Annotated in this window: 25 protein-coding genes; 8 read left to right on the forward strand and 17 right to left on the reverse strand. The window is 54.7% G+C overall.

Features of this window, described 5'->3' with window-relative positions; translation table 11 throughout:
* Positions 1 to 73 precede the first annotated feature (73 nt).
* The 13 genes from N5C09_RS20780 to asnC all read right to left on the reverse strand — a co-directional run bounded on the left by N5C09_RS20780 (position 74) and on the right by asnC (position 11566).
* Positions 74 to 493 (reverse strand): F0F1 ATP synthase subunit epsilon, encoded by a 420-nt coding sequence (locus N5C09_RS20780; RefSeq protein ID WP_003862360.1) that lies wholly within the window; start codon positions 491 to 493, stop codon positions 74 to 76.
* A gap of 20 nt (positions 494 to 513) precedes the next feature.
* Positions 514 to 1896, reverse strand: a complete 1383-nt coding sequence (gene atpD / locus N5C09_RS20785) for a F0F1 ATP synthase subunit beta (RefSeq protein ID WP_015570150.1) — start codon at positions 1894 to 1896, stop codon at positions 514 to 516.
* Positions 1897 to 1927: 31 nt separating this feature from the next.
* Complete coding sequence (gene atpG, locus N5C09_RS20790) at positions 1928 to 2791, reverse strand: F0F1 ATP synthase subunit gamma (protein ID WP_063452039.1); 864 nt, start codon at positions 2789 to 2791, stop codon at positions 1928 to 1930.
* Between the two features lie 51 nt (positions 2792 to 2842).
* Positions 2843 to 4384 (reverse strand): F0F1 ATP synthase subunit alpha, encoded by a 1542-nt coding sequence (gene atpA, locus N5C09_RS20795; RefSeq protein ID WP_063452038.1) that lies wholly within the window; start codon positions 4382 to 4384, stop codon positions 2843 to 2845.
* Positions 4385 to 4396: 12 nt separating this feature from the next.
* Positions 4397 to 4930: a F0F1 ATP synthase subunit delta gene (gene atpH / locus N5C09_RS20800; protein ID WP_003862369.1), complete on the reverse strand. Its 534-nt coding sequence runs from the start codon at positions 4928 to 4930 to the stop codon at positions 4397 to 4399.
* Between the two features lie 14 nt (positions 4931 to 4944).
* On the reverse strand, positions 4945 to 5415 hold the full coding sequence (atpF, locus tag N5C09_RS20805) for a F0F1 ATP synthase subunit B (RefSeq protein ID WP_003862370.1): 471 nt from the start codon (positions 5413 to 5415) through the stop codon (positions 4945 to 4947).
* A gap of 48 nt (positions 5416 to 5463) precedes the next feature.
* On the reverse strand, positions 5464 to 5703 hold the full coding sequence (gene atpE / locus N5C09_RS20810; protein ID WP_000429386.1) for a F0F1 ATP synthase subunit C: 240 nt from the start codon (positions 5701 to 5703) through the stop codon (positions 5464 to 5466).
* Between the two features lie 49 nt (positions 5704 to 5752).
* Positions 5753 to 6568 (reverse strand): F0F1 ATP synthase subunit A, encoded by an 816-nt coding sequence (atpB, locus tag N5C09_RS20815; RefSeq protein ID WP_014881883.1) that lies wholly within the window; start codon positions 6566 to 6568, stop codon positions 5753 to 5755.
* A gap of 8 nt (positions 6569 to 6576) precedes the next feature.
* Positions 6577 to 6957, reverse strand: coding sequence for a F0F1 ATP synthase subunit I (atpI, locus tag N5C09_RS20820; RefSeq protein WP_003862375.1), 381 nt, complete (start codon positions 6955 to 6957; stop codon positions 6577 to 6579).
* A gap of 616 nt (positions 6958 to 7573) precedes the next feature.
* Positions 7574 to 8197 (reverse strand): 16S rRNA (guanine(527)-N(7))-methyltransferase RsmG, encoded by a 624-nt coding sequence (rsmG, locus tag N5C09_RS20825; protein WP_063452037.1) that lies wholly within the window; start codon positions 8195 to 8197, stop codon positions 7574 to 7576.
* A gap of 106 nt (positions 8198 to 8303) precedes the next feature.
* A complete protein-coding gene (gene mnmG, locus N5C09_RS20830) occupies positions 8304 to 10193 on the reverse strand; it encodes a tRNA uridine-5-carboxymethylaminomethyl(34) synthesis enzyme MnmG (protein WP_107534297.1) in 1890 nt (629 codons plus the stop codon).
* 374 nt (positions 10194 to 10567) lie between these two features.
* The gene (gene mioC, locus N5C09_RS20835) at positions 10568 to 11017 is read right to left on the reverse strand and encodes an FMN-binding protein MioC (protein WP_063452035.1); all 450 of its coding nucleotides are present in this window, start codon (positions 11015 to 11017) and stop codon (positions 10568 to 10570) included.
* A gap of 90 nt (positions 11018 to 11107) precedes the next feature.
* Complete coding sequence (asnC, locus tag N5C09_RS20840; RefSeq protein ID WP_003862383.1) at positions 11108 to 11566, reverse strand: transcriptional regulator AsnC; 459 nt, start codon at positions 11564 to 11566, stop codon at positions 11108 to 11110.
* A gap of 151 nt (positions 11567 to 11717) precedes the next feature.
* On the opposite strand from asnC, the gene asnA reads away from it, so the two are divergent.
* A complete protein-coding gene (gene asnA, locus N5C09_RS20845) occupies positions 11718 to 12710 on the forward strand; it encodes an aspartate--ammonia ligase (protein WP_107534295.1) in 993 nt (330 codons plus the stop codon).
* Here the strand turns inward: asnA and viaA are convergent, their stop codons facing one another.
* Positions 12711 to 14162 (reverse strand): ATPase RavA stimulator ViaA, encoded by a 1452-nt coding sequence (viaA, locus tag N5C09_RS20850; RefSeq protein ID WP_107534293.1) that lies wholly within the window; start codon positions 14160 to 14162, stop codon positions 12711 to 12713.
* Positions 14156 to 15652 carry an ATPase RavA gene (ravA, locus tag N5C09_RS20855; protein WP_112792443.1) on the reverse strand — a complete coding sequence of 499 codons (1497 nt, stop codon included), beginning with the start codon at positions 15650 to 15652 and terminating at the stop codon, positions 14156 to 14158. The genes viaA and ravA overlap by 7 nt, the downstream gene beginning before the upstream one ends.
* A 222-nt stretch (positions 15653 to 15874) precedes the next feature.
* Here ravA and kup point away from each other — a divergent pair, with 222 nt between their 5' ends.
* The 7 genes from kup to rbsR all read left to right on the forward strand — a co-directional run bounded on the left by kup (position 15875) and on the right by rbsR (position 23794).
* Positions 15875 to 17743 (forward strand): low affinity potassium transporter Kup, encoded by a 1869-nt coding sequence (gene kup / locus N5C09_RS20860; protein WP_006808744.1) that lies wholly within the window; start codon positions 15875 to 15877, stop codon positions 17741 to 17743.
* A gap of 196 nt (positions 17744 to 17939) precedes the next feature.
* Positions 17940 to 18359, forward strand: a complete 420-nt coding sequence (rbsD, locus tag N5C09_RS20865) for a D-ribose pyranase (protein ID WP_063868573.1) — start codon at positions 17940 to 17942, stop codon at positions 18357 to 18359.
* A gap of 7 nt (positions 18360 to 18366) precedes the next feature.
* Positions 18367 to 19872 carry a ribose ABC transporter ATP-binding protein RbsA gene (rbsA, locus tag N5C09_RS20870; RefSeq protein ID WP_107534287.1) on the forward strand — a complete coding sequence of 502 codons (1506 nt, stop codon included), beginning with the start codon at positions 18367 to 18369 and terminating at the stop codon, positions 19870 to 19872.
* A gap of 4 nt (positions 19873 to 19876) precedes the next feature.
* Entirely contained in the window at positions 19877 to 20842 is a 966-nt protein-coding gene (gene rbsC / locus N5C09_RS20875) for a ribose ABC transporter permease (protein WP_047360514.1), read from the forward strand.
* Positions 20843 to 20869: 27 nt separating this feature from the next.
* Positions 20870 to 21760, forward strand: coding sequence for a ribose ABC transporter substrate-binding protein RbsB (rbsB, locus tag N5C09_RS20880; protein WP_003862397.1), 891 nt, complete (start codon positions 20870 to 20872; stop codon positions 21758 to 21760).
* 108 nt (positions 21761 to 21868) lie between these two features.
* A complete protein-coding gene (gene rbsK, locus N5C09_RS20885; RefSeq protein ID WP_279749802.1) occupies positions 21869 to 22798 on the forward strand; it encodes a ribokinase in 930 nt (309 codons plus the stop codon).
* A 3-nt stretch (positions 22799 to 22801) separates the two neighbouring features.
* The gene (gene rbsR, locus N5C09_RS20890; RefSeq protein WP_003862402.1) at positions 22802 to 23794 is read left to right on the forward strand and encodes a ribose operon transcriptional repressor RbsR; all 993 of its coding nucleotides are present in this window, start codon (positions 22802 to 22804) and stop codon (positions 23792 to 23794) included.
* On the opposite strand, the gene mdtD is transcribed toward rbsR, so the two are convergent.
* Positions 23760 to 25193: a multidrug transporter subunit MdtD gene (gene mdtD, locus N5C09_RS20895; RefSeq protein ID WP_063452027.1), complete on the reverse strand. Its 1434-nt coding sequence runs from the start codon at positions 25191 to 25193 to the stop codon at positions 23760 to 23762. The two genes, rbsR and mdtD, sit on opposite strands and share 35 nt — an antisense overlap.
* Complete coding sequence (locus tag N5C09_RS20900) at positions 25190 to 25897, reverse strand: FadR/GntR family transcriptional regulator (protein WP_064910073.1); 708 nt, start codon at positions 25895 to 25897, stop codon at positions 25190 to 25192. Before N5C09_RS20900 ends, mdtD begins: the two co-directional genes overlap by 4 nt.
* Between the last annotated feature and the right edge of the window lie 148 nt (positions 25898 to 26045).

The raw sequence follows: 26045 nt of genomic DNA on the forward strand, positions 1-26045 counted from the left end.
TCATCATGAATTAAGGCCGAAAAAAAAAGCCAGCCTGGGATCCAGACTGGCTTTTGTGCTTTTCAAGCCGGTGTTACATCGCTTTTTTGGTCAACTCGATAACGCGCAGTTTCGCGATCGCTTTGGCCAGCTCCGCAGACGCCTGAGCGTAATCCACGTCACCATGAGAGCTGTTAATGTGCTCTTCAGCCTTACGCTTCGATTCCAGGGCTCGCGCTTCGTCGAGATCCTGGCCACGAATAGCGGTATCGGCCAGAACGGTCACACTGCCAGGCTGCACTTCAAGAATGCCGCCGGACAGATAGATAAACTCTTCGTGACCGAACTGTTTAACGATGCGGATCATACCAGGCTTAATGGCGGTGAGCAGCGGTGCGTGACCCGGGAAAATACCCAGTTCACCTTCACTACCCGTTACCTGGATTTTCTCGACCAGACCAGAGAACATTTGTTGCTCTGCGCTGACGACGTCCAGGTGGTAAGTCATTGCCATATCACCCTCCGATTAAGGCGTTAAAGTTTTTTGGCTTTTTCCACGGCTTCTTCGATGGAACCAACCATGTAGAACGCCTGCTCTGGCAGGTGATCGTATTCGCCTTCCATGATGCCTTTAAAGCCACGGATGGTGTCTTTCAGGGAAACGTATTTACCCGGCGCACCGGTGAATACTTCCGCAACGAAGAACGGCTGGGACAGGAAGCGCTGGATCTTACGCGCACGTGCTACCACCAGTTTGTCTTCTTCAGACAGTTCATCCATACCCAGGATGGCGATGATGTCTTTCAGTTCCTGGTAACGTTGCAGCAGGGACTGTACGCCACGCGCGGTGTCGTAGTGTTCCTGGCCAACAACCAGTGGATCCAGCTGACGGCTGGTGGAATCCAGCGGGTCAACGGCCGGGTAGATACCCAGAGACGCGATCTGACGGCTCAGTACCACGGTTGCGTCTAAGTGCGCAAAGGTGGTGGCTGGAGATGGGTCAGTCAAGTCATCCGCAGGTACGTATACCGCCTGAACGGAGGTGATAGAACCGGTTTTGGTCGAGGTGATACGTTCCTGAAGAACACCCATCTCTTCCGCCAGCGTAGGCTGATAACCTACCGCTGAAGGCATACGACCCAGCAGTGCAGATACTTCGGTACCGGCCAGGGTGTAACGATAGATGTTATCAACGAACAGCAGAACGTCACGGCCTTCGTCACGGAATTTCTCAGCCATTGTCAGGCCAGTCAGCGCAACGCGCAGACGGTTTCCTGGTGGCTCGTTCATCTGGCCGTAAACCAGGGATACTTTATCCAGAACGTTGGAGTCGGTCATTTCGTGGTAGAAGTCGTTACCCTCACGAGTACGTTCACCTACGCCCGCAAACACGGAGTAACCGGAGTGCTCGATCGCGATGTTACGGATCAGCTCCATCATGTTTACGGTTTTACCTACACCCGCACCGCCGAACAGACCGACTTTACCGCCCTTCGCGAACGGACACATCAGGTCGATAACTTTGATGCCGGTTTCCAGCAGTTCCTGAGAGCTGGACAGCTCTTCGTAGGAAGGTGCCGCGCGGTGGATAGCCCAACGCTCTTCTTCACCGATGTCGCCTTTCATGTCGATTGGCTGACCCAATACGTTCATGATACGACCCAGCGTTGCTTTACCTACCGGGACTTCGATCGGGTGCTCAAGGTCTTTAACTTCCAGACCACGACGCAGACCGTCGGAAGAACCCATGGCGATGGTACGCACGATACCGCCGCCGAGCTGCTGCTGAACTTCCAGCACCAGGCTCTCGTTACCATTCTGTACCTCAAGCGCGTCGTACACGCGTGGTACGGCGTCCTGAGGGAACTCGACGTCCACCACGGCGCCGATTACCTGGACAATCTTTCCAGTAGCCATCTTGAATCCTCTACGTAATTCGTAAACCTGGTTAAACCGCGGCGGCCCCCGAGACGATCTCGGTGAGTTCCTGAGTAATGCTGGCCTGACGAGCTTTGTTGTAAACCAACTGCAGCTCTTTAATCAGGCTGCCGCCATTATCGGTCGCGGCTTTCATCGCCACCATTCGTGCGGCCTGCTCGCTGGCCAGGTTTTCTACAACGCCCTGATAAACCTGAGATTCAACGTAACGACGCAGCAGGGTATCCAGCAGCGGTTTCGGATCGGGTTCATACAGGTAATCCCAGGCTTTCTGTTTCAGCTCGTCATCTTCTGATGCCGGTAACGGCAGCATTTGAGTGAGCGTAGGCACCTGAGACATGGTGTTAATAAATTTGTTGCTGACAACGTACAGTCTGTCCAGACGGCCTTCATCGTAGGCCTGCAACATCACTTTAACCGGGCCGATCAGTTCGGACAGGGACGGGTTATCACCCATACCGGTCACCTGAGCGACAATGTTGCCGCCAACGGAGTTAAAGAAAGAGACGCCTTTAGAGCCAATCAGTGCCAGATCGCACTGAACGCCTTTATCGGACCAGACTTTCATATCCGCCAGCAGTTTTTTGAACAGGTTAATGTTCAAGCCGCCACACAGACCACGGTCAGTCGACACCACCAGGTAGCCCACGCGCTTAACGTCGCGTTCTTCCAGGTAAGGGTGCTTATATTCCAGATTACCGTTTGCAAGGTGACCAATCACTTTGCGCATGGTCTCTGCATAAGGACGGCTGGCCGCCATGCGATCCTGCGATTTACGCATTTTGGAAGCGGCGACCATCTCCATCGCTTTAGTGATCTTTTGCGTGTTCTGGACGCTTGCGATCTTACTACGTATCTCTTTTGCGCCGGCCATGAGCTTCTCCTCAATGCCAGACGGCTTGTCCTAAGACAAGCCGCCGGACGATTACCAGGATTGGGTTGCTTTGAAGGAATCGAGGATAGCTTTCAGCTTGCCTTCGATTTCGTCGTTATAGCCACCGGTCTGGTTGATCTCTTGCATCAGCGGAGCGTGATCACGGTCAGCGTAAGCCAGCAGAGCGGCTTCGAAGCTACCGATTTTCGCCAGTTCCACATCTTCGAGGTAACCGCGTTCAGCCGCGAACAGTACCAGGCCCTGCTGAGCAACAGACATTGGCGCGTACTGTTTCTGCTTCAGCAGCTCGGTCACTTTCTGACCGTGGCTCAGCTGTTTACGGGTTGCTTCGTCCAGATCGGATGCGAACTGAGAGAACGCAGCCAGTTCACGATACTGTGCCAGCGCGGTACGGATACCACCGGACAGTTTCTTGATGATCTTGGTCTGAGCAGCACCACCCACACGGGATACGGAGATACCCGGGTTAACTGCCGGACGAATACCGGAGTTAAACAGGTTGGTTTCCAGGAAGATCTGACCATCGGTAATGGAGATTACGTTGGTCGGAACGAACGCAGAAACGTCACCCGCCTGGGTTTCAATGATCGGCAGCGCGGTCAGAGAGCCCGTTTTACCCTTCACTTCACCTTTGGTGAAGTTCTCGACGTATTCCGCGTTAACGCGGGAAGCACGCTCCAGCAGACGAGAGTGGAGGTAGAATACGTCGCCCGGGAATGCTTCACGTCCTGGTGGACGACGGAGCAGCAGGGAAACCTGACGATACGCAACAGCCTGTTTAGAAAGGTCATCGTATACGATCAGTGCATCTTCACCGCGGTCACGGAAGTATTCGCCCATTGCGCAACCGGCGTATGGCGCCAGGTATTGCAGTGCAGCAGATTCAGACGCGGTTGCTACCACAACGATGGTGTTAGACAGTGCGCCGTGCTCTTCCAGTTTACGAACCACGTTGGAAATGGTGGACGCTTTCTGGCCGATAGCCACGTACACACATTTGATGCCGGAGTCACGCTGGTTGATGATGGCGTCGATTGCCATCGCGGTTTTACCGGTCTGACGGTCACCGATGATCAGTTCACGCTGACCACGACCGATTGGGATCATGGCATCAACGGACTTATAACCCGTCTGCACAGGCTGATCAACGGACTGACGGTCGATAACGCCCGGTGCGATAACTTCGATTGGCGAGAAGCCATCGTTATCAACCGGACCTTTACCGTCGATTGGCGCACCCAGGGTGTTAACAACACGACCCAGCAGGCCACGGCCAACCGGCACTTCCAAAATACGGCCAGTACACTTAACCTTCATGCCTTCGGCGAGGTCAGCGTATGGACCCATCACAACGGCACCTACGGAGTCGCGCTCCAGGTTCAGTGCGATAGCGTAACGGTTACCCGGCAGGGAAATCATCTCACCCTGCATACAATCGGCCAGGCCGTGGATGCGGATAACACCGTCACTTACAGAAACAATAGTACCTTCGTTGTGAGCTTCACTCACAACACTGAACTGAGCAATGCGCTGCTTGATCAGTTCGCTGATTTCGGTGGAATTCAGTTGCATGCTCCAGTCCCCTTAAGACTGCAAGACGTCTGCAAGGCGCTCAAGACGGCCGCGTACGCTGCCATCAATGACCATATCACCCGAGCGGATGATTACGCCTGCCATTACAGACTTATCGATTTTGCAATTCAGCTTAACTTTGCGTGACAGACGTTTTTCCATCGCGGCGGTGATTTTCGCAAGCTGTTCATCACTCAGTTCAGTTGCGGAAGTTACTTCAACTTCAGCGGTAGCTTCACTGAGGGCACGTAAGTGCTCAAACTGCTCAAGAACATCCGGGAGCACACGGAGACGACCATTTTCTGCCATGACCTTAATCAGGTTCTGGCCGTTGGCATCCAGTTGCTCTCCGCACACGGCGATAAACGACGCGGCGAGGGTTTCAGGCGCTAACGCACCGGAAAGCAACTCGGCCATTTGTTCGTTTTTCGTCACCTCAGCGGCAAACGCCAGCATATTCTGCCAGCGATCGACATTTTGGTGTTCGACAGCAAAGTCAAAAGCTGCTTTGGCGTAGGGGCGAGCTACCGTAACAAATTCAGACATCAGCCCCTCCCTCCTTACAGTTCAGCGACAAGTTTGTCCACGATGTCGCTGTTAGCAGCTTCATCCACGGAACGTTCGATGATCTTCTCGGCGCCAGCAACAGCCAGAATCGCAACCTGCTTACGCAGTTCTTCACGAGCACGTTTACGCTCAGCTTCAATTTCAGCCTGAGCCTGTGTCACGATCTTAGTACGTTCCTGTTCTGCTTCAGCTTTGGCTTCGTCCAGGATCTGAGAACGGCGTTTGTTAGCCTGTTCAATGATTACCTGAGCTTCAGCTTTCGCTTTTTTCAGCTGGTCTGTCGCGTTGGCCTGTGCAAGGTCCAAATCTTTCTTAGCGCGTTCTGCGGAAGCCAGACCGTCAGCAATTTCTTTCTGACGTTTTTCGATGGCAGCCATTAAAGGCGGCCATACATACTTCATGCAGAACCAGACAAAGAGAATAAACGCGATGGCCTGGCCGAGGATTGTTGCGTTCATGTTCACAGCACAATACCTCTTAAATTTCTGTGGCTTGGGGTTTTAAAACAACTACTACGCGACAGCAAACATCACGTACAGACCCAGACCTACAGCGATCATTGGGATTGCATCCACCAGACCCATAACGATAAAGAACTGAGTACGCAGCAGAGGAATCAGATCAGGTTGACGCGCAGCGCCTTCCAGGAATTTGCCCCCGAGGATGCCGATACCGATCGCAGCACCGATAGCCGCCAGACCCATCATCACAGCGGCAGCCATGTACAGCAGATCCATATTCAGGTTTTCCATGACAGTCTCCAGTTTGTTTCAATTAAAACGTAGTAGTGTTGGTAAAAAATCAGTGCTCTTCAGACGCCATCGACAGATAGACGATCGTCAGAACCATGAAGATAAAGGCTTGCAGCGTAATGATCAGGATGTGGAAAATGGCCCATGGCACATTCAGAATCCACTGTGACCACCACGGCAGAAGACCCGCGATCAGAATGAAAATCAGCTCACCCGCATACATGTTGCCGAACAGTCGCAGACCCAGTGAAACAGGTTTGGACAGCAGGCTAACGCCTTCCAGGATCAGGTTGACCGGAATAAACGCCCAGTGGTTGAACGGCTGCAAGGTAAGCTCTTTCACAAAGCCGCTTACGCCTTTCATTTTGATGCTGTAGAAAAGAATCAGGATAAACACGCCCAGCGCCATCGACAGGGTGATGTTCACGTCCGCAGACGGTACAACACGCAGCGCAGGCAGGCCGAAGATGTGCTCGCCGATGAACGGCAGCAGGTCAATTGGCAGCAGGTCCATCAGGTTCATCAGGAAGACCCAAACGAACACGGTCAGGGCCAGCGGAGCAATCAGCTTGCTCTTACCATGGTACATGTCTTTCACGCTGCCATGGACGAAGCCGATGATCATCTCAACGAACGTCTGGAATTTCCCTGGAACACCGCTGGTCGCCTTTTTAGCAACGCTGCGGAACATGGCCAGGAACAGAAGACCCAAAACCACCGAGAAGAACATGGAGTCGATGTTGATCGTCCAGAAGGTGGCCGGGGGGTTATGTGGATCCACCAGCGAGAATGTACGCAGGTCCAGCTGAAGGTTATTCAGATGGTGACCTATGTAATCCTGCGGCGTCATATTTTCTGAAGCCATGATGCCTTTTACCCTTTGTTATTGATTACAGCTGGAGCCAGAACTTGTACCACCAGCACCAAAACCCACGTTGCTATCAGCGGCATGAATACCACTTTCAAAACCGCCAGCGCCATCACCAGTAGAGCAAAGGTCAGCAACACCTTACACACTTCGCCGAGAGCGAAGGACCAGGCCACGCGGCCTTTGGCGGGTGTATGCGCCTGATGACGCCAGGCAAAAATCATAAACAACACGTTTGGCAGCACAACCGCCAAACCTCCGCACGCGGCGGAGATGCCCCAGAAGGGGTCTTTGAGGCTAAACAGCAGTCCACTTGCTATTACCGCCAGAAACTGAATGAACAGAAGCTTACGAGCAACGTTTCTACTCAAGAGCGACACAGACATCACGTTTTTACTCCTGCTCCCTTCGAGGTATGCCGCGTGTCGTATAAAACGTCCTTTAAGGCTCAGAGTCAAGCATCAAAAAGCGGTCAAATTATACGGTGCGTACCCGTGATTTCAAACATTAAGTAGCGAAAAGGTGAATAAATGTTTAAATATTTTTCCCCAGCGCTATTTTTCAACTTTTGACCAATGCGTCGACCTTCAGGCGAAACTGCAAACAGCGCGAAAACGTTGGCGATAAAGCGTGCACGAGATCACAAAATGCACATTTGCGATAAAGCGGTAATTATCAAACACGTAAAACGTTTTATTTCATCTTCATGAATTTAAAGCCAAAAAATCGCAACTATTTCTAAAACAGCCCTATATACAACAAAAACCTTTTATTGACATTTTTAATAAATATTTAACATTGCATTCTGGTTGCTACAGCCCACTTTTAGCAGACTGATATTTTCATAGTTGATTATCATTGCGGTGAATGAATCAGCTCAGGTTAACCGCAAGAAAAACCATGGTGAACACAAGGTTAAAATGACTTCAGAATTATCCTCATGGGTGTGCTGTTTTTTAACACAATAAGAACAGCACAAATTCCCCATTTTTTATTTAATTTTTAAAATTTGTTTGGCTTAAGAATCACCAAATGCCGTTCACCGTCGAGATGAGGAACCTGTAACTTCTCGATTGATTCAACAGCAAAATCCGCTGGCAGCTGTTGAATCTCATCTTCAGGCACCAGCCCTTTCAGGGCATAAAAGCGGCCATTTTCCGCCGGCAGGTGTTTACACCAGCTCACCATGTCGTTGAGCGATGCAAAGGCACGGCTGATAACGCCGTCAAACGGCGGCTCTGCCGGGAACGCCTCTACCCTGCTCTGCACCGGCGTGATGTTTTCCAGCTTGAGCTCATGCTGTACCTGGCGTAAAAAGCGCACGCGCTTGCCCAGGCTGTCCAGCAGCGTGAAATGGCTCTCCGGGCGGACAATAGACAACGGGATCCCCGGCAGCCCCGGACCGGTGCCAACGTCGATAAAACGTTCACCTTTCAGGTACGGCGCCACCACGATGCTATCGAGAATATGGCGAACCAGCATCTCGTTGGGATCGCGCACCGAGGTCAGGTTGTACGCTTTGTTCCATTTATTCAGCATATCGACATAGGCCACCAGCTGGTTTTTCTGGTGATCGGTGAGCGAAATACCTGCTTCATCCAGCAGACGAGAGAGTTTATTGAGCACGGTGGATACCTGTTGAGATACTTACTGGCGGGTGGCCCTTCGCTTACCCGCCCTACGGGGTTCTGTAGGCCCGGTAAGCGCAGCGCCACCGGGCAATGTTCAAACGTTACGCGCTGCGGCGCAGCATACCCTGCTTTTTCAGCCACACCAGCAGAATTGAAATCGCGGCAGGCGTGACGCCGGAGATCCGCGAGGCCTGGCCAATCGACACCGGTTTATGATCGTTCAGCTTAGCGATCACTTCGTTGGAAAGGCCCGTCACCTGACGATAGTCCAGCATTTCCGGCAGCAGCGTATTTTCATTACGCTGCTGTTTTTCGATCTCATCCTGCTGACGCGCAATGTAGCCTTCGTATTTCACCTGAATCTCGACCTGCTCAGCCGCTTCAGCGTCTTCAAGGCCCGGTGCGAACGCGGTCAGTTTGACCAGATTCTCGTAGGTGACTTCAGGACGGCGCAGCAGATCTTCGCCACTGGCTTCGCGCGAAAGCGGCGCTGTTAAGTGAGCGTTCACTTCGGCAGCGGTTTCCGCCTGCGGGTTTACCCAGGTGGTTTTCAGGCGCTGACGTTCCTGTTCAATGCGTTCCAGCTTCTCGTTGAAGCGCGCCCAGCGTTCGTCATCCACCAGACCCAGCTCTCGACCCATTTCGGTCAGACGCAGATCGGCGTTGTCTTCGCGCAGCATCAGGCGATATTCCGCGCGGGAGGTAAACATGCGGTACGGTTCTTTGGTCCCCAGCGTACAGAGATCGTCGACCAGTACGCCCAGGTACGCCTGAGAGCGCGCCGGCGCCCAGCCCTCTTTCTCGGCGGAGAAGCGGGCGGCGTTCAGACCGGCCAGCAGCCCTTGCGCCGCGGCTTCTTCGTACCCGGTGGTGCCGTTAATCTGGCCCGCGAAGAACAGACCGTGGATGAATTTGCTCTCCAGGGTGGGCTTCAGGTCACGCGGATCGAAGAAATCGTACTCAATGGCGTAGCCAGGACGAACGATTCTCGCGTTCTCCATGCCCTGCATTGAGCGAACAATTTGCATCTGCACGTCGAACGGCAGGCTGGTGGAGATGCCGTTCGGGTAAATTTCGTTAGAGGTCAGTCCTTCCGGCTCCAGGAAGATCTGGTGCTGGTTACGATCGGCAAAGCGCATCACCTTGTCTTCGATCGACGGGCAGTAGCGCGGGCCGATCCCTTCGATCACGCCCGCGTACATTGGGCTGCGATCGAGGTTATTGCGGATCACGTCGTGCGTTTTCTCATTGGTGTGCGTGATATAGCACGGCACCTGCTGCGGATGTTGTGCCGCATTGCCCATGAACGAGAACACCGGCATTGGGTTATCGCCGTGCTGCTGTGCCAGCACGCTGAAGTCGATGGTGCGCGCATCAATGCGCGGCGGTGTACCGGTTTTCAGACGGCTTACGCGCAGCGGCAGCTCACGCAGACGACGAGACAGCGGAATGGACGGCGGATCGCCAGCACGGCCACCGCTGTAGTTGTCCAGACCGATATGGATTTTGCCGTCCAGGAATGTCCCGACCGTCAGTACAACCGCTTTTGCGCGGAACTTGAGGCCCATCTGGGTCACAGCACCGACAACACGATCGTTCTCCACGATAAGATCTTCTACCGCCTGCTGGAAGATCATCAGGTTCGGCTGGTTCTCCAGCGCGGTGCGGACAGCCTGACGGTAAAGCACGCGGTCTGCCTGCGCACGAGTGGCGCGGACAGCAGGGCCTTTACTCGCGTTTAGTATCCTAAACTGAATGCCCGCATGATCGATCGCTTTCGCCATCAGGCCGCCAAGTGCATCCACTTCTTTTACCAGGTGTCCTTTCCCAATGCCGCCAATCGCCGGATTACAGGACATTTGTCCCAGCGTGTCGATATTGTGTGTCAAAAGCAGGGTCTGCTGACCCATTCGCGCTGCGGCCATTGCGGCCTCAGTGCCTGCATGACCCCCGCCAATGATGATGACGTCAAAAGGATCCTGATAAAACATGGTGGTCTGCCTCGCGTAAAGCGGTATGAAAATGGATTGAAGCCCGGGCCGTGGATTCTACTCAACTTTAGTCTTTCGAGAAAGCATTGGGATCCTGGGCTATTAAAAAGAAGATCTTTTTATTTAGAGATCTGTTCTATTGTGATCTCTTATTAGGATCGCAGACCTTTGTGGATAAGTCCGATCCCATAAATAAGATCATGCAGTTAGGAAGGATCGTTTGCTGTGAATGATCGGTGATCCTGGACAGTATAAGCTGGGATCAGATCGCCGCTTTATCCACAGGTCAAAAACTAAACCAACGTTGTTCTTTGGATAACTACGGGTTAATACGAGCTTTTAACCAGAGTTATCCACATCTGATCGCACGATCTTTAATCGTTTTTGAGTAAATTTTTCCATTCTGCGAGCCAGATCTCGGCTGGATCTTCCGGAATATCATGATCGAGGATGTTGATCTTCAGGGTTTCACCCAGCTGTTTTGCTCCGCAGGCGGTTACAGCGGCTTCTACTTTCTCTATTGCACCGCAGAAGGTGTCATATTCACGGCTGCCGATCCCGATCGCACCAAACCGGACGTTTGACAGACTGGGCTGCTGTTCCAGCAGTTCGTCATATAAAGGTTGCAGGTTATCCGGCAGATCGCCCGCGCCGTGCGTGGAGGTGATCAGCAGCCAGACCCCATCAGTCGGGAGATCTTCCAGCAGCGGGCCGTGCAGGGTTTCCGTTGAAAAGCCCGCGTCTTCCAGCTTCTCAGCCAGATGTTCCGCTACGTATTCCGCACCGCCCAGGGTGCTGCCGCTGATAAGAGTAATGTCCGCCATTGATCGCTCGCTCATATAAAGAGGCGGCCATTGTACGCTGTGAACGAGCTGGGATCTACCTGTGGAAAATGTGGGAATGAAATTGCCCGATCACGGGCGGATGGTACGCATGATCGGGTTTTGCAGGGAGATCAGGGTTTCGGTGGACTGAATTTCATCGATTGTTTGGATCTTGTTGATAAGTACCTGCTGGAGGGCATCGATGGATCGGCACATTACCTTAATAAAGATGCTGTAGTGCCCGGTGGTGTAGTACGCCTCGGTGACTTCATCCAGCGCGTTCAGCTTCTCCAGCGCGGAGGGGTAATCTTTTGCACTTTTAAGAATGATGCCAATGAAGCAGCAAACGTCGTAGCCGAGCTGCTTCGGACTGACGTCAATGCGTGCGCCGGTGATGATCCCGGCCTGCTTCATTTTCTCTACGCGGACGTGAATCGTCCCCGGGCTGACGCCAAACTGCTTCGCCAGTTCGGCATACGCGGTGCGCGCATTGGCCATCAGCGCCTCCAGGATGCCGCGGTCCAGATTGTCGATCTGATAATTTTCCATAGCTTTTTCTTATGAAGATTGATGATTCCCTCTATTCTAGCGGCTAATTTTATCGAATCAAAAGTGAAGTCGGCTTTTTGTTGATGGGTTATTGAATAAGGTGCCATTTTTGTTGCTTAATCAATACCAACAGGACGCAGGAGTATAAATAATGAAAACCGCTTACATCGCAAAACAACGCCAGATCAGTTTCGTAAAATCCCATTTTTCCCGCCAGCTGGAAGAGAAGCTTGGCCTTATTGAAGTTCAGGCGCCGATTCTGAGCCGCGTGGGTGACGGGACGCAGGATAACCTGTCTGGTTGCGAAAAAGCGGTACAGGTAAAAGTGAAAACACTGCCAGATGCCCAGTTCGAAGTGGTGCATTCCCTGGCGAAGTGGAAGCGTCAAACCCTGGGACAACACGACTTCAGCGCGGGCGAAGGGCTTTACACGCACATGAAAGCCCTTCGCCCCGATGAAGACCGTCTCTCCCCAATTCACTCTGTCTACGTTGACCAGTGGGACTGGGAGCGCGTAATGGGTGACGGCGAGCGTCATGTCGGTACGCTGAAATCTACCGTAGAGGCGATCTACGCGGGGATCAAAGCAACCGAAGCAGCCGTGAGCAAAGAGTTTGGTCTGGCACCGTTCCTGCCGGAAACGATCCACTTTGTTCACAGCCAGGAATTGCTGAGCCGTTATCCGGATCTGGATGCGAAAGGCCGTGAACGCGCGATCGCCAAAGCGCTGGGCGCGGTATTCCTGATCGGCATTGGCGGAAAACTGTCTGACGGTAAACGTCACGACGTCCGTGCGCCGGATTACGATGACTGGAGCACCGTGGGCGAAAGCGAATATGCCGGACTGAACGGCGATATTCTGGTCTGGAACCCGGTTCTGGAAGATGCGTTTGAACTCTCTTCTATGGGGATCCGCGTGGATGCTGAAGCACTGAAGCGTCAGCTGGCCGTGACCGGTGATGAAGATCGTCTGCAACTGGAATGGCACCAGGCGCTGCTGCGTGGTGAAATGCCGCAGACCATCGGCGGCGGTATTGGCCAGTCTCGTCTGACCATGCTGCTGCTGCAACTGTCCCACATTGGTCAGGTGCAGTGTGGGGTCTGGCCGCAGCAGGTACGTGAAAGCGTCGGTTCTCTTCTTTAATTAACGTCGCCAGCGTCTGAGCAGGCGGCTACGCAATCCGGTATCAAAGCGCCAGATGTGATCGAAGATACGCATGATGCCGGGTTTTCCATGTGCGGACATCGCCACGGCATGAAAGCGGTGCTGGTGCACGCGCTGCATCTCCTTCACTTTACTCACCACGTCGTCCGGCAGCCGCTGGGCAATAAAATCGGAAATCACCACTGCATCCGCGTCGTACCAGTCGCCGCCCTGCATACGCTCAATGATGCTGCGAAAACAGCTGGCCAGATCGGTGCCGCCGCGAAAGCGTTGGCTTAAAAAGCGGATCGCCTGCTCCAGCCCCTGTGAGCCGGTAAGTTCATACCCGACCACTTCGCTGGAAAATAACATGATGTAGCAGCGACGACGATCGGCGAGCGCCACGCGCATCAGGGCCAGGCAGAACGCTTTTGCGCACTGTTCATTAAACCCCCCCATCGATCCGGACGTATCGACGCAAACAATGAACGGGCCGCGCGGTTGCTCATCAAAGTCCTGATGCACCACCGGACGCTGGCTGATCTTCTCGCGCCAGGCTTCGCCGTGCAGCCGATAGGTGAGCAGCTGTTTTTCCACCAGCCGACGATAAAATTCATACTCCAGCTCGGTCATTCCCAGCGTGCTGAGTTCCGTGGGCAGCAGGCGCAGGATGTCATCGCTTTGCTGTAGCCCGTCAACCTGCTCCGGCACGGTGGAGGGTTCACGCACCAGGGTGCGGAAGGTTTCCATCGGCGCATCGTTCTTTGGGACCGATTTTGCCTCCCGGGAGCGCCCAAGCTGTTCCGCGAGCTTCATCAGCTCCGGCTGTTGCGCCAGAAAGTCGCCGTACCTGACGATCAGCTGATAGTCGCCGCGCTTTAGCTGACCGGCACTCATATCCCAGAGGCGTCCGGCAGCGTTTTCATTCTCCACCAGCACCTGTTCTAGCTGGCCGCTTAACGTCATCCGCTCCTGAACCTCGCTCAACAGCTGTTCGCGCTCTTCGTCCAGCAGTTGCTGGTTGAGCGAGGTGGCCTGAACGACAAGGCTGAGCCGCCAGCGCTGTAAAAACAGGGTGTGCAGGGCGGGAGTAAAGCTCGGGTTGTCCGTGACCAGCGCTCTGGCCTGGCTGGCAAACGGGGAATGAACGTTATCAAGCAATGTCAGGGTTTGCGGAAGCTGGGCAATAAACTGCGGCGTTGAAAGCCGCTGGCACTGCTGGTAACCAGCCACTTCCTCTGTCAGTTCCGGCGGGACTTCCGTCTCCTTAAACCGCTGTCGCAGGCTATCGCGCCAGCGGGGAAGATCGTCCGTCATTGCCTTTCTGAGCTTCGGGAATTTTTCAAAAAAGGCCGCCAGCTGCGGTGAAGCGAGCAGGGTAATGACGACCTCTTCGATTAAACCGTCCTCGCTAACCGCCAGCATGACGTTGAGCGTATCCAGCGTTAGCATTGACGCGCCTGTTTGATCTGCGCGCTGACATCCTGCAAGCTGGCTTCAATGCGGCCTAACCAGTCGCTATGAATAAAGAGGCATTTCTGCTGCTCGCTGAAGCGCGTGTGCTGCTGATGCCATTCGTTATCCAGCGCGTCGAGCTGCTGCTTGATTTCCTCCGGAAGGCTGTCGGAGGCCGTTCCCGGCAGCGCCAGGCGCGATCCCTGAAGGCTGACGTCGCGGATCACCAGATGCTGGCTGCTATCGACTTCCAGCGACAGCGGCTGTGCAAAGCCGATACCGTTGAGTTTACCGCGGATCTCACCGCCCTTATCCAGCCACTGAACCAGCGCAACGCGTTCGATCGTCACGTGCACCACCTGCATATCATGAAGCTTAAGCGGCTGCTGGAGGAGGAGCGTGAGCGAGGCGTCAGTCAGCCCGGCGGGCAGTTCGTAGTGTGGCTTACGGGCAAACATCCCGCCGAGACGGTTCACCTTCAGCGCGGTTTTGTCACTTTGCTGCTGCTGGAGCTGAAGGCGACGTTGGGCAATCGCCCCCAGCTGATTGAGCATCGACTGCTGGCCCCACGCGTGTCCGGTCATCAAAACGTCCAGCTGCTGCTGCATCAGATTCATCCCTTCTGCGTCGTGCCACAGACAGTCTTTCAGCAGGATCAGATCGATAGGGGCAACAGCATCGCGGCCGCTGAACAGGGCGCTTGCCTGGAGCAGGCGAATGGCTTTTTTCCAGCGACGGTCGGAGACGTACGGCGCGGAGGGCAGTAAATCAAGCTGCTGGCGCAGCATGAAGATCAGCTCAAATACGGTATCAGGCAGTTTTATCTTGCCGATATCCTCCTGCCACTGGTGATATTCCTCGTCCGTGACCTGTAACGATGCTGCCACCGGGTTTTCGTTTTCGTCCTGCTGGCTCACCAGCATTGAACGAAAGTTCGATTTATCCTGGACCTTATCCAGCCACAGGCGGATCAGCATGCGGTCGTACAGCGCTTCCAGGCTGCTGTCGGCTTCGGGCAATTCGTTTGACGCGGCCACCAGCAGGCGCATGGGGATCTTCTCTTCGCTCGCGCCGTTGCGGAAGCGGCGTTCGTTGATTGCCGTCAGCAGGGTGTTCAGAATGGCCGGGCCGGCTTTCCAGATCTCATCAAGAAAGACGATTTCCGCTTCCGGGAGATAGCCGGCCGTCAGACGCTCGTAGCGTCCCTCGTCTTTTAACGCCTGAATGGAGAGCGGGCCGAAAACTTCTTCCGGCGTGGAGAAGCGCGTCATCAAATACTCAAACGCGCGAGCGTTCTGGAAAGCGAACTTGAGGCGGCGTGCGATCAGACTTTTGGCAATGCCCGGCGGGCCCAGCAGAAACACGCTTTCCCCGCTCAACGCCGCCAGTAAACAGAGGCGAATGGCGTGGCTACGCTCGTAAAGGCCTTTCTCCAGCGCGCTGCTGAGGCGGGAAATTCTTTCTGCTAATAAATGTGAGTGAGCCATAATAGTTTTGCATCCTTTCACCGTGGTGGCGGCTAATTGAAGCGAGTATAGACGTTTCGGTCTGGCCTGGTAATAGGCTGAAGTGCGGCGCTATTTTCTTTGCGCTACATTAATGCGGCTGCATTTAGGGGTACGATTTTGCATTGAATCGTGCATACTGTGCGCTTTTTGTGGGCCAAGGGACTAAGCACACATTTGTTATTCAAACGAAAAGACTAGTCTATGAGCACTGATAATAAGCAATCATTACCCGCAGTAACGCTTGCGGCGATCGGGGTTGTCTACGGTGATATCGGCACCAGCCCGCTTTATACGCTTCGTGAATGTCTGTCCGGTCAGTTTGGTTTTGGTGTAGAGCGTGACGCCGTATTTGGTTTTCTCTCGCTCATCTTCTGGCTGCTGATCCTGGTGGTCTCCCTGAAGTATCTCTCCTTCGTTATGCGGGCTGATAACGCGGGCGAGGGCGGTATTCTGACCCTGATGTCCCTTGCCGGGCGCAATACCTCTGCAAGAATGACCTCTGTGCTGGTCATTATCGGCCTGATTGGCGGCAGCTTCTTCTATGGGGAAGTGGTGATTACGCCGGCGATTTCGGTGATGTCGGCCATAGAGGGGCTGGAGATTGTCGCGCCGCAGCTTGATACGTGGGTCGTGCCACTCGCTATTATCGTGCTGACATTGCTGTTTGCCATACAAAAACACGGTACCGGGCTGGTGGGTAAGCTGTTTGCGCCTATCATGCTGGCCTGGTTCCTGATCCTGGCGGCGCTGGGCTTGCGCAGCATTATTGCCAACCCGGATGTCCTGCACGCGCTGAACCCGATGTGGGCGGTTCATTTCTTCCTTGAATATAAAGTGGTGTCGTTTGTAGCGCTGGGCGCGGTGGTGCTTTCCATTACCGGTGTTGAAGCGCTGTATGCGGATATGGGCCACTTCGGGAAACTCCCTATTCGCGTCGCCTGGTTTAGCGTTGTCCTGCCTTCACTGGTGCTGAATTACTTCGGCCAGGGCGCGCTGCTGCTTGCCCATCCTGAAGCGATTAAAAACCCGTTCTTCCTGCTGGCGCCGGACTGGGCGCTGGTTCCGATGCTGATCCTGGCGACGCTGGCGACGGTCATTGCCTCTCAGGCCGTTATTTCCGGCGTCTTCTCCCTGACGCGTCAGGCCGTGCGTCTGGGGTATCTCTCGCCAATGCGCATTATTCATACCTCTGAGATGGAGTCAGGCCAGATCTACATTCCGTTCGTCAACTGGCTGCTCTATTTCGCGGTTGTGATTGTTATCGTCAGCTTCGAGCACTCCAGTAACCTGGCGGCGGCGTACGGTATCGCGGTGACCGGAACGATGGTGTTGACCTCTATTCTCTCCACCACCGTGGCGTACCGTAACTGGCATTGGAATAAGTTCCTCGTGGGGCTGATCCTGGTTGGTTTCCTCTGCATCGATGTGCCGCTGTTCTCTGCGAACCTCGACAAGATTGTCTCCGGTGGCTGGCTGCCGCTGACGCTGGGTCTGGTGATGTTCATCGTGATGACGACGTGGAAGAGCGAACGTTTCCGCCTGCTGCGTCGTATGCATGAGCACGGTAATTCTCTGGAGGCGATGATCGCCTCGCTGGAGAAATCCCCGCCGGTGCGCGTGCCGGGCACGGCGGTGTATATGTCTCGTGCGCTGAACGTGATCCCGTTTGCGCTGATGCATAATCTTAAGCACAACAAAGTGCTGCACGAGCGCGTGATCCTGCTGACGCTGCGCACCGAAGATGCGCCGTACGTTCACAACGTGCGCCGCGTACAGATCGAGCAACTGTCGCCAACCTTCTGGCGCGTGGTGGCGAGCTACGGCTGGCGCGAAACGCCGAACGTAGAAGAAGTATTCCACCGCTGCGGTCTGGAAGGGCTGAGCTGCCGCATGATGGAGACGTCGTTCTTTATGTCCCACGAGTCGCTGATCATCGGCAAGCGCCCATGGTATCTACGTCTGCGCGGTAAGTTGTATCTCATCCTGCAACGTAACGCTCTGCGTGCGCCTGACCAGTTTGAGATCCCGCCTAATCGCGTGATTGAGCTGGGGACGCAGGTCGAGATTTAAGTCCTTCTAAAAATGCCGGGTGGCGCTGTGCTTACCCGGCCTACCAGATCCTCAACATATCCGCCAAAATCACCTCAATATTTCACTTAGCGAAACGTTTCGACGTTGATCACAAATCCGTTACGTCATGATGGTTTTCTGAACATTTTTGCGGCTACACTGTTTTTAGCGAAACGTTTCGCTAGTGGAGCAAAAAATGAAGAAAGGCACGGTACTCAACTCAGAAATCTCATCGGTTATTTCCCGTCTTGGGCATACCGATACGCTGGTGGTTTGCGATGCAGGCTTACCGGTTCCGCGCAGCACAACCCGTATCGATATGGCGTTAACGCAGGGCGTGCCCTCGTTCATGCAGGTACTGGAGGTGGTGACCGCGGAAATGCAGGTTGAGACGGCCATTCTCGCCGCGGAAATCAAACAACATAATCCGCAACTCCACGAAACGTTGCTCAGCCACATTGAGCAACTGCAACAACGCCAGGGAAACACCATAGAAATTCGTTACACAACGCACGAGCAGTTCAAACAACAAACCGCAGACAGTCAGGCGGTGATTCGCAGCGGGGAGTGTTCCCCGTATGCGAATATCATTCTCTGTGCTGGCGTCACCTTCTGAGGCCATCATGGACGCATTACTCCAACTCAAAGGGATCGATAAGTCGTTCCCGGGCGTTAAAGCCCTCTCCGGCGCGGCGCTGAACGTCTATTCCGGGCGCGTAATGGCGCTGGTGGGCGAAAACGGCGCCGGCAAATCTACCATGATGAAAGTGCTGACCGGTATCTACCAACGCGATGCCGGTTCGCTCTTATGGCTGGGTAAAGAGACCACCTTCAGCGGCCCGAAATCCTCACAGGAAGCGGGCATCGGCATTATTCACCAGGAGTTAAACCTGATCCCGCAGTTGACCATTGCGGAGAACATCTTCCTGGGCCGCGAGTTCGTGAACCGGTTTGGCAAAATCGACTGGAAAACCATGTATGCCGAAGCGGACAAATTGCTGGCGAAGCTGAACCTGCGCTTCAAGAGCGACCGCCTGGTGGGCGACCTCTCCATCGGCGATCAGCAGATGGTGGAAATCGCGAAGGTGCTGAGCTTTGAGTCGAAGGTCATCATTATGGATGAACCGACCGACGCCCTGACCGATACCGAAACCGAATCCCTGTTCCGCGTGATCCGCGAGCTGAAAGCGCAGGGGCGCGGCATTGTCTATATCTCTCACCGCATGAAAGAGATCTTCGAAATTTGCGACGACGTGACCGTCTTCCGCGACGGGCAGTTTATCGCCGAGCGCGAAGTGGCGACGCTGACCGAAGATACGCTGATCGAAATGATGGTGGGACGTAAGCTCGAAGATCAGTATCCGCATCTGGACAAAGCGCCGGGCGAGATCCGCCTGAAGGTAGATAACCTCTGCGGCCCGGGCGTTAACGATGTGACCTTTACCCTGCGCCAGGGCGAGATCCTGGGCGTCGCGGGCCTGATGGGCGCGGGCCGTACCGAACTGATGAAAGTGCTGTATGGCGCACTGCCACGCACCAGCGGTTACGTTACCCTTGACGGTCATGAAGTGGTCACCCGCTCGCCGCAGGACGGGCTGGCGAACGGCATCGTCTATATCTCCGAAGACCGCAAGCGCGACGGCTTAGTGCTGGGCATGTCGGTGAAAGAGAACATGTCCCTGACCGCGCTGCGCTATTTCAGCCGCAGCGGCGGCAGCCTCAAGCACAAAGACGAACAGCAGGCGGTCAGCGATTTTATCCGTCTCTTTAACGTTAAAACGCCGTCGATGGAGCAGGCGATTGGCCTGCTGTCCGGCGGGAATCAGCAGAAAGTGGCGATTGCCCGCGGGCTGATGACGCGCCCGAAAGTGCTGATCCTCGACGAGCCAACCCGCGGCGTGGACGTGGGCGCGAAAAAAGAGATCTATCAGCTGATTAACCAGTTCAAGGCCGACGGTCTGAGCATCATTCTGGTCTCTTCCGAGATGCCAGAAGTATTAGGCATGAGCGATCGCATTATCGTCATGCATGAAGGGCATCTCGGCGGTGAATTCACTCGCGAGCAGGCCACCCAGGAAGTTCTGATGGCTGCCGCTGTGGGCAAGCTTAATCGCGTGAATCAGGAGTAAGAAGATGACTACCCAGGCTGTTTCTGGTCGCCGCTATTTCACAAAGGCATGGCTGATGGAACAAAAATCGCTGATTGCCCTGCTGGTGCTGATCGCGATTGTCTCGACCATGAGCCCGAACTTTTTTACCGTCAATAACCTGTTCAATATTCTTCAGCAGACTTCCGTCAACGCCATTATGGCGGTGGGGATGACGCTGGTGATTCTGACCTCGGGTATCGATCTGTCCGTCGGTTCCCTGCTGGCGCTCACCGGTGCGATCGCCGCGTCGATTGTCGGCATTGAAGTTAACGCGCTGGTGGCCGTTGCCGCTGCCCTGGCGGCAGGCGCAGCGATTGGCGCCGTCACCGGTGTGATAGTAGCGAAAGGTCGCGTTCAGGCGTTTATCGCCACGCTGGTGATGATGTTGCTGCTGCGCGGCGTGACCATGGTGTACACCAACGGCAGCCCGGTGAATACCGGGTTTACGGATAACGCCGATCTGTTTGGCTGGTTCGGTATCGGTCGCCCGCTGGGCATCCCGACGCCGGTCTGGATCATGGCTATCGTCTTCCTGGCGGCGTGGTACATGCTGCACCATACCCGCCTGGGTCGTTATATTTATGCGCTGGGCGGTAATGAAGCGGCCACGCGTCTGTCCGGCATCAGCGTCAATAAAGTCAAAATTATCGTTTACTCCCTGTGCGGCCTGCTGGCCTCTCTGGCGGGCATCATCGAAGTGGCGCGCCTCTCTTCCGCACAGCCAACGGCGGGAACGGGGTACGAGCTGGATGCCATCGCGGCGGTGGTTCTGGGCGGTACGAGCCTTGCGGGCGGTAAAGGTCGCATTGTTGGGACATTGATCGGCGCACTGATCCTCGGTTTCCTGAATAATGGTTTGAATTTGTTAGGTGTTTCCTCCTATTACCAGATGATCGTTAAGGCAGTGGTGATTTTGCTGGCGGTACTGGTAGACAACAAAAAACAGTAACTGACGACACTACAGGACATCTTAGATATGAACATGAAAAAACTGGCTACCCTGGTTTCTGCTGTCGCGCTGAGCGCAACCGTAAGTGCTAACGCCATGGCGAAAGATACCATCGCGCTGGTTGTCTCTACCCTGAACAACCCGTTCTTCGTCTCTCTGAAGGACGGTGCGCAGAAAGAAGCAGACAAACTGGGCTACAACCTGGTGGTGCTGGATTCACAGAACAACCCGGCGAAAGAGCTGGCTAACGTTCAGGACTTAACCGTACGCGGTACGAAAATCCTGCTGATCAACCCAACGGATTCCGACGCGGTCGGTAACGCCGTGAAGATGGCAAACCAGGCGAAGATCCCGGTGATCACCCTGGACCGTCAGGCGACGAAAGGCGACGTGGTCAGCCACATTGCGTCTGATAACGTACTGGGCGGAAAAATCGCCGGTGACTACATCGCGAAGAAAGCCGGTGAAGGCGCGAAAGTGATCGAATTGCAGGGTATCGCCGGGACTTCCGCGGCCCGTGAACGTGGTGAAGGCTTCCAGCAGGCTGTCGCGGCGCATAAATTTAACGTACTGGCGAGCCAGCCGGCAGACTTCGACCGTACTAAGGGTCTGAACGTTATGCAGAACCTGCTGACCGCGCATCCTGATGTGCAGGCGGTATTTGCACAGAACGACGAAATGGCGCTCGGTGCGCTGCGTGCGCTCCAGACTGCGGGTAAATCAGATGTGATGGTTGTCGGATTTGACGGCACGCCGGATGGTGAAAAAGCAGTAAATGATGGCAAACTGGCTGCGACCATCGCTCAGCTGCCTGAGCAGATTGGCGCGACTGGCGTGCAAACTGCCGATAAAGTGCTGAAGGGCGAAAAAGTTCAGGCCAAATACCCTGTTGACCTGAAGCTGGTCATTAAGCAGTAAAGGCGATTCAGGCAGTCGCTGGCTGCCTGAGGGACACCAAATAAAAGAAAAGTGTGGCATACGCCACCGGGTAATACCGGTGGCGCTCTCAGATGGACACCTCAATACATGAAAACCGCAGGCAACCTCGTCGTCCTTGGCAGTATCAATGCCGATCACATTCTTAACCTTGAAACGTTCCCCACGCCGGGCGAAACCGTCACCGGCAATCAGTATCAGGTCGCGTTCGGCGGTAAGGGCGCAAACCAGGCGGTTGCCGCCGGGCGCAGCGGGGCGAATATCGCGTTTATCGCCTGTACGGGTGATGACGATACCGGCGAGCGCGTACGTAAACAGCTGGCAAGCGACAACATCGATACTGCACCCGTCAGCGTTGTTGAAGGGGAATCTACCGGCGTGGCGCTGATCTTCGTCAATGCGGAAGGTGAGAATGTCATCGGTATTCATGCGGGGGCTAACGCCGCGTTAACGACTGAACGCGTCGAAGCGCAGCGTGGGATCATCGCCGGAGCGGAAGCCCTGCTGATGCAGCTGGAGTCTCCGGTTGAAAGCGTGCTGGCCGCCGCGAAAATTGCGCATGAAAATCATACCACTGTCGTACTTAACCCTGCGCCTGCCCGTGTATTAACAGACGAACTGCTGGCGCTGGTGGATATCATCACCCCGAACGAAACCGAAGCGGAAAAGCTGACGGGTATCCGTGTCGAAAATGATGACGATGCGGCGCGTGCGGCGCGTGCGCTGCACGAAAAAGGCATTGGAACCGTGATAATCACCCTCGGCAGCCGTGGGGTGTGGGCTAGCGTCAATGGCGAAGGCCGTCGCGTACCGGGCTTTAAGGTCAAAGCCATTGATACCATCGCCGCAGGCGACACCTTCAACGGTGCGCTGGTAACGGCATTGCTGGAAGGAAAAGCAATGGATGACGCGATCCGCTTTGCGCATGCCGCCGCCGCGATTGCAGTGACGCGTAAAGGCGCTCAGCCTTCTGTTCCATGGCGTAAAGAGATTGATGAATTCTTAAGTCAGCAGGGGTAATGCTTGGCCACAATGAAAGATGTCGCCCGTATGGCGGGCGTTTCTACCTCGACCGTCTCCCACGTTATCAATAACGATCGCTTCGTCAGCGAGGCGATTCGGGAGAAAGTTGACGCTGCAATTAAAGAACTCAACTATGCACCGTCCGCGCTGGCGCGCAGCCTGAAGCTTAACCAGACGCGCACCATCGGCATGCTGATCACGGCCAGTACCAATCCTTTCTATTCTGAACTGGTGCGCGGCGTGGAGCGCAGCTGCTTCGAGCGCGGCTATAGCCTGGTGCTGTGCAATACCGAAGGGGATGAGCAGCGCATGAACCGTAACCTGGAGACGCTCATGCAAAAACGCGTCGACGGATTGCTGCTTCTCTGTACCGAAACGCATCAGCCCTCGAAAGAGATCATTCAGCGCTACCCTTCTATTCCCACGGTAATGATGGACTGGGCGCCGTTCGACGGGACCAGCGATCTGATTCAGGATAACTCCCTGCTGGGCGGCGATATGGCGACCCAGCACCTGATTGATAAAGGTCATACCCGCATTGCCTGTATTACCGGCCCGCTGGATAAAACCCCGGCGCGCCTGCGTCTGGAAGGCTATCTTTCGGCAATGGAGCGGGCAGGGCTTGCCATTCCTGATGGCTATCGCATCACCGGCGATTTCGAATTTAATGGTGGATTTGAAGCAATGCAGAAACTGCTGGCGCAAGAGCCGCGCCCGCAGGCCGTGTTTATTGGTAACGATGCGATGGCATTCGGAGCTTACCAGGCGCTGTATCAGGCGGGGTTACGTGTTCCGGACGATATGGCGATCGTCGGTTACGATGATATCGAACTGGCGCGCTACATGACGCCGCCGCTGACCACAATCCATCAGCCGAAGGATGAGCTGGGTGAGCTGGCCATCGACGTGTTGATCCACCGTATGGCGCAGCCCACGCTGCAACAGCAACGTTTGCAACTTACTCCTGTTCTGATGGAACGCGGTTCGGTTTAGCCTTTTCTTTGTGACGCTCTTTAATCAGGTTCCGGCCGTCTTTCGGCTTTAACAACATAAAGACCACCGCCGATACCACGGTAAGTGCGCCCATGGTGATAAAGGTATAGTGGAACTGCTCAACGGTATTCGTACCGTCAAACCCTTCATAAAACCGCAGCACCGCCGCGCTCACGGCTACCCCGAGGCTGATCGACAGCTGTTGGGTCACCGCCAGTACGCTGTTGCCGCTGCTGGCGTTCTCATCGGTGAGATCCGCAAGCGTAATCGTGTTCATCGACGTGAACTGCGTCGACATAGCCATCCCCAGCACAAACAGCGGCAGGATCAGCATCCATATCGGTAACGCCGCAGATTGCAGGGAGAACTGCGCAATCATCAATCCGATAAATACCGTCACGCCAACCAGCGTCTTACGATAGCCAAACCAGCGCAGCACCTGCGTGACCGTCGATTTTGCCAGGATAGAGCCCATCGCCGTGGGGGCCATCATGCAGCCGGCAATCAGCGCCGGATAGCCAAAACCGACCTGAAGCATCAGCGGCATCAGGAAAGGCACACAGCCCGTGCCGAGACGTGAAGCTATATTGCCCGCGATCCCGACGGAGAACGTTCGGGTGTTAAAGAGAGATAAAGAGATAAGCGGCGTCGGGTGGCGACGCGCATGGCGTATATAAAGAAGGAACAGCAGTATACCGCTGAGGATGACGGCCAGCGCCAGCCACGTCGCTACGATTTTCTCGCCAAACAGCTCCATCCCGCTGGAGAACAGGACCAGGCTCAGGCCAAACAGGAAGAAGCCGCCCATATCGAAGCTGCGCCGTGGCGTGGTGAAGTTTGGCATATATTTGCGGGCGTAAATCAGCCCTGCCACACCAATCGGAATGTTAATCAGGAAGATCCAGTGCCAGCTTGCCCAGGTCACCAGTACCCCGCCGAGTACCGGGCCAAGTATCGGCCCAACCAGCCCCGGCATGGTCACAAAGTTGAGCACCGGGAGCAGTTCGCTGCGCGGATAGGCGCGTAAGAGCGCCAGACGCGCGACGGGCATCATCATCGCGCCGCCTATCCCCTGTAGGACGCGGAAGATAACCAGTTCCGTCAGAGAAGTGGAGAGGGCGCACGCCAGAGAACCGAGGGTGAACAGCGTCACCGCCAGCATGAACACTTTACGCGTGCCGAAACGATCGGCCAGCCAGCCGCTGACCGGAATAAGCATCGCCACCGTCAGGGTATAGCTGATGATGGCGGATTGCATCGCCAGCGGGGAGCGGTTAAGGCTTTGGGCTATGGCGGGAAGGGCGGTGTTGAGGATAGTGGCATCCAGTGCCTGCATAAAGAACGCCATGGCTGCAATCCACGGCAATCCGGCCATACTGCGTGCTTTTTTCTCAGTCATTTATTTACCTGCTGGTGGGTTGGCGCGGCCAGCAACGCCTGGCACGCACTCAGGGCTCGCTGCCCGTCGCTCTCCTGAATGGCATCGACTATCGCCTGATGCAGATCCAGCTTCACCACCTCATCTTGTGTGATAGAGGTAAAGTAAGTGTGGTACACAGAATGGAATAAAGAAGCAAAGGAGGTCAGGAAAGGATTTCCACTCATATTATAGATATGTTCGTGCCAGGCCATATCGACCTCTATCCAGCGTTCGCGGTTAAAGTGCTTTTTCAGAAACACCATCTCTTCCATTAATGTATTGAGCTGCGCTTTTTGCTCTGCCGTGCCGAGCGTGGCGGCAAGCAGGCAGGCCTGAGGCTCAAGACTGCTGCGCATGACCAGAAAGTGATCAACGACCTGATTAAAGTTATCTTCGGTCATCCACCAGGTGAGTAATTCCTGATCGAGAAAGTTCCAGTTCCCCTGAGGCATAACGCGGGTGCCAATGCGCGGGCGTGGAAGCACCATTCCTTTCGCCGTTAATGTTTTTACCGCTTCGCGAACGGCGGTACGGCTTACGCCAAACCGATCCCCCAGTTCCATCTCGCTGGGCAGGATGCTCCCTGGGGCATATTTACCCGCTAAGATCAGCTGGGCCAGCTTTTCTGCCAGCACATACGACAGGTTTTTTTGAGCTGCCAACTGTTGTGCGCTTAATGGCATCGCTTTTATTCCTTAAATATTGATGCGGCTAATTATGCCATCTCAGGTGTGATTGTGGTTGCAGATACATCAAATAGAACAATTTGTAGCTTGATCTCATCGCTTTTGGTGAAAAAAAACACGGTCAGAAACTTTTTTTAAATTTCCT

Origin of the sequence: Enterobacter sp. GD03975, assembly GCF_029838645.1 — a bacterium.
Taxonomy (GTDB): Bacteria; Pseudomonadota; Gammaproteobacteria; order Enterobacterales; family Enterobacteriaceae; genus Enterobacter; species Enterobacter quasihormaechei.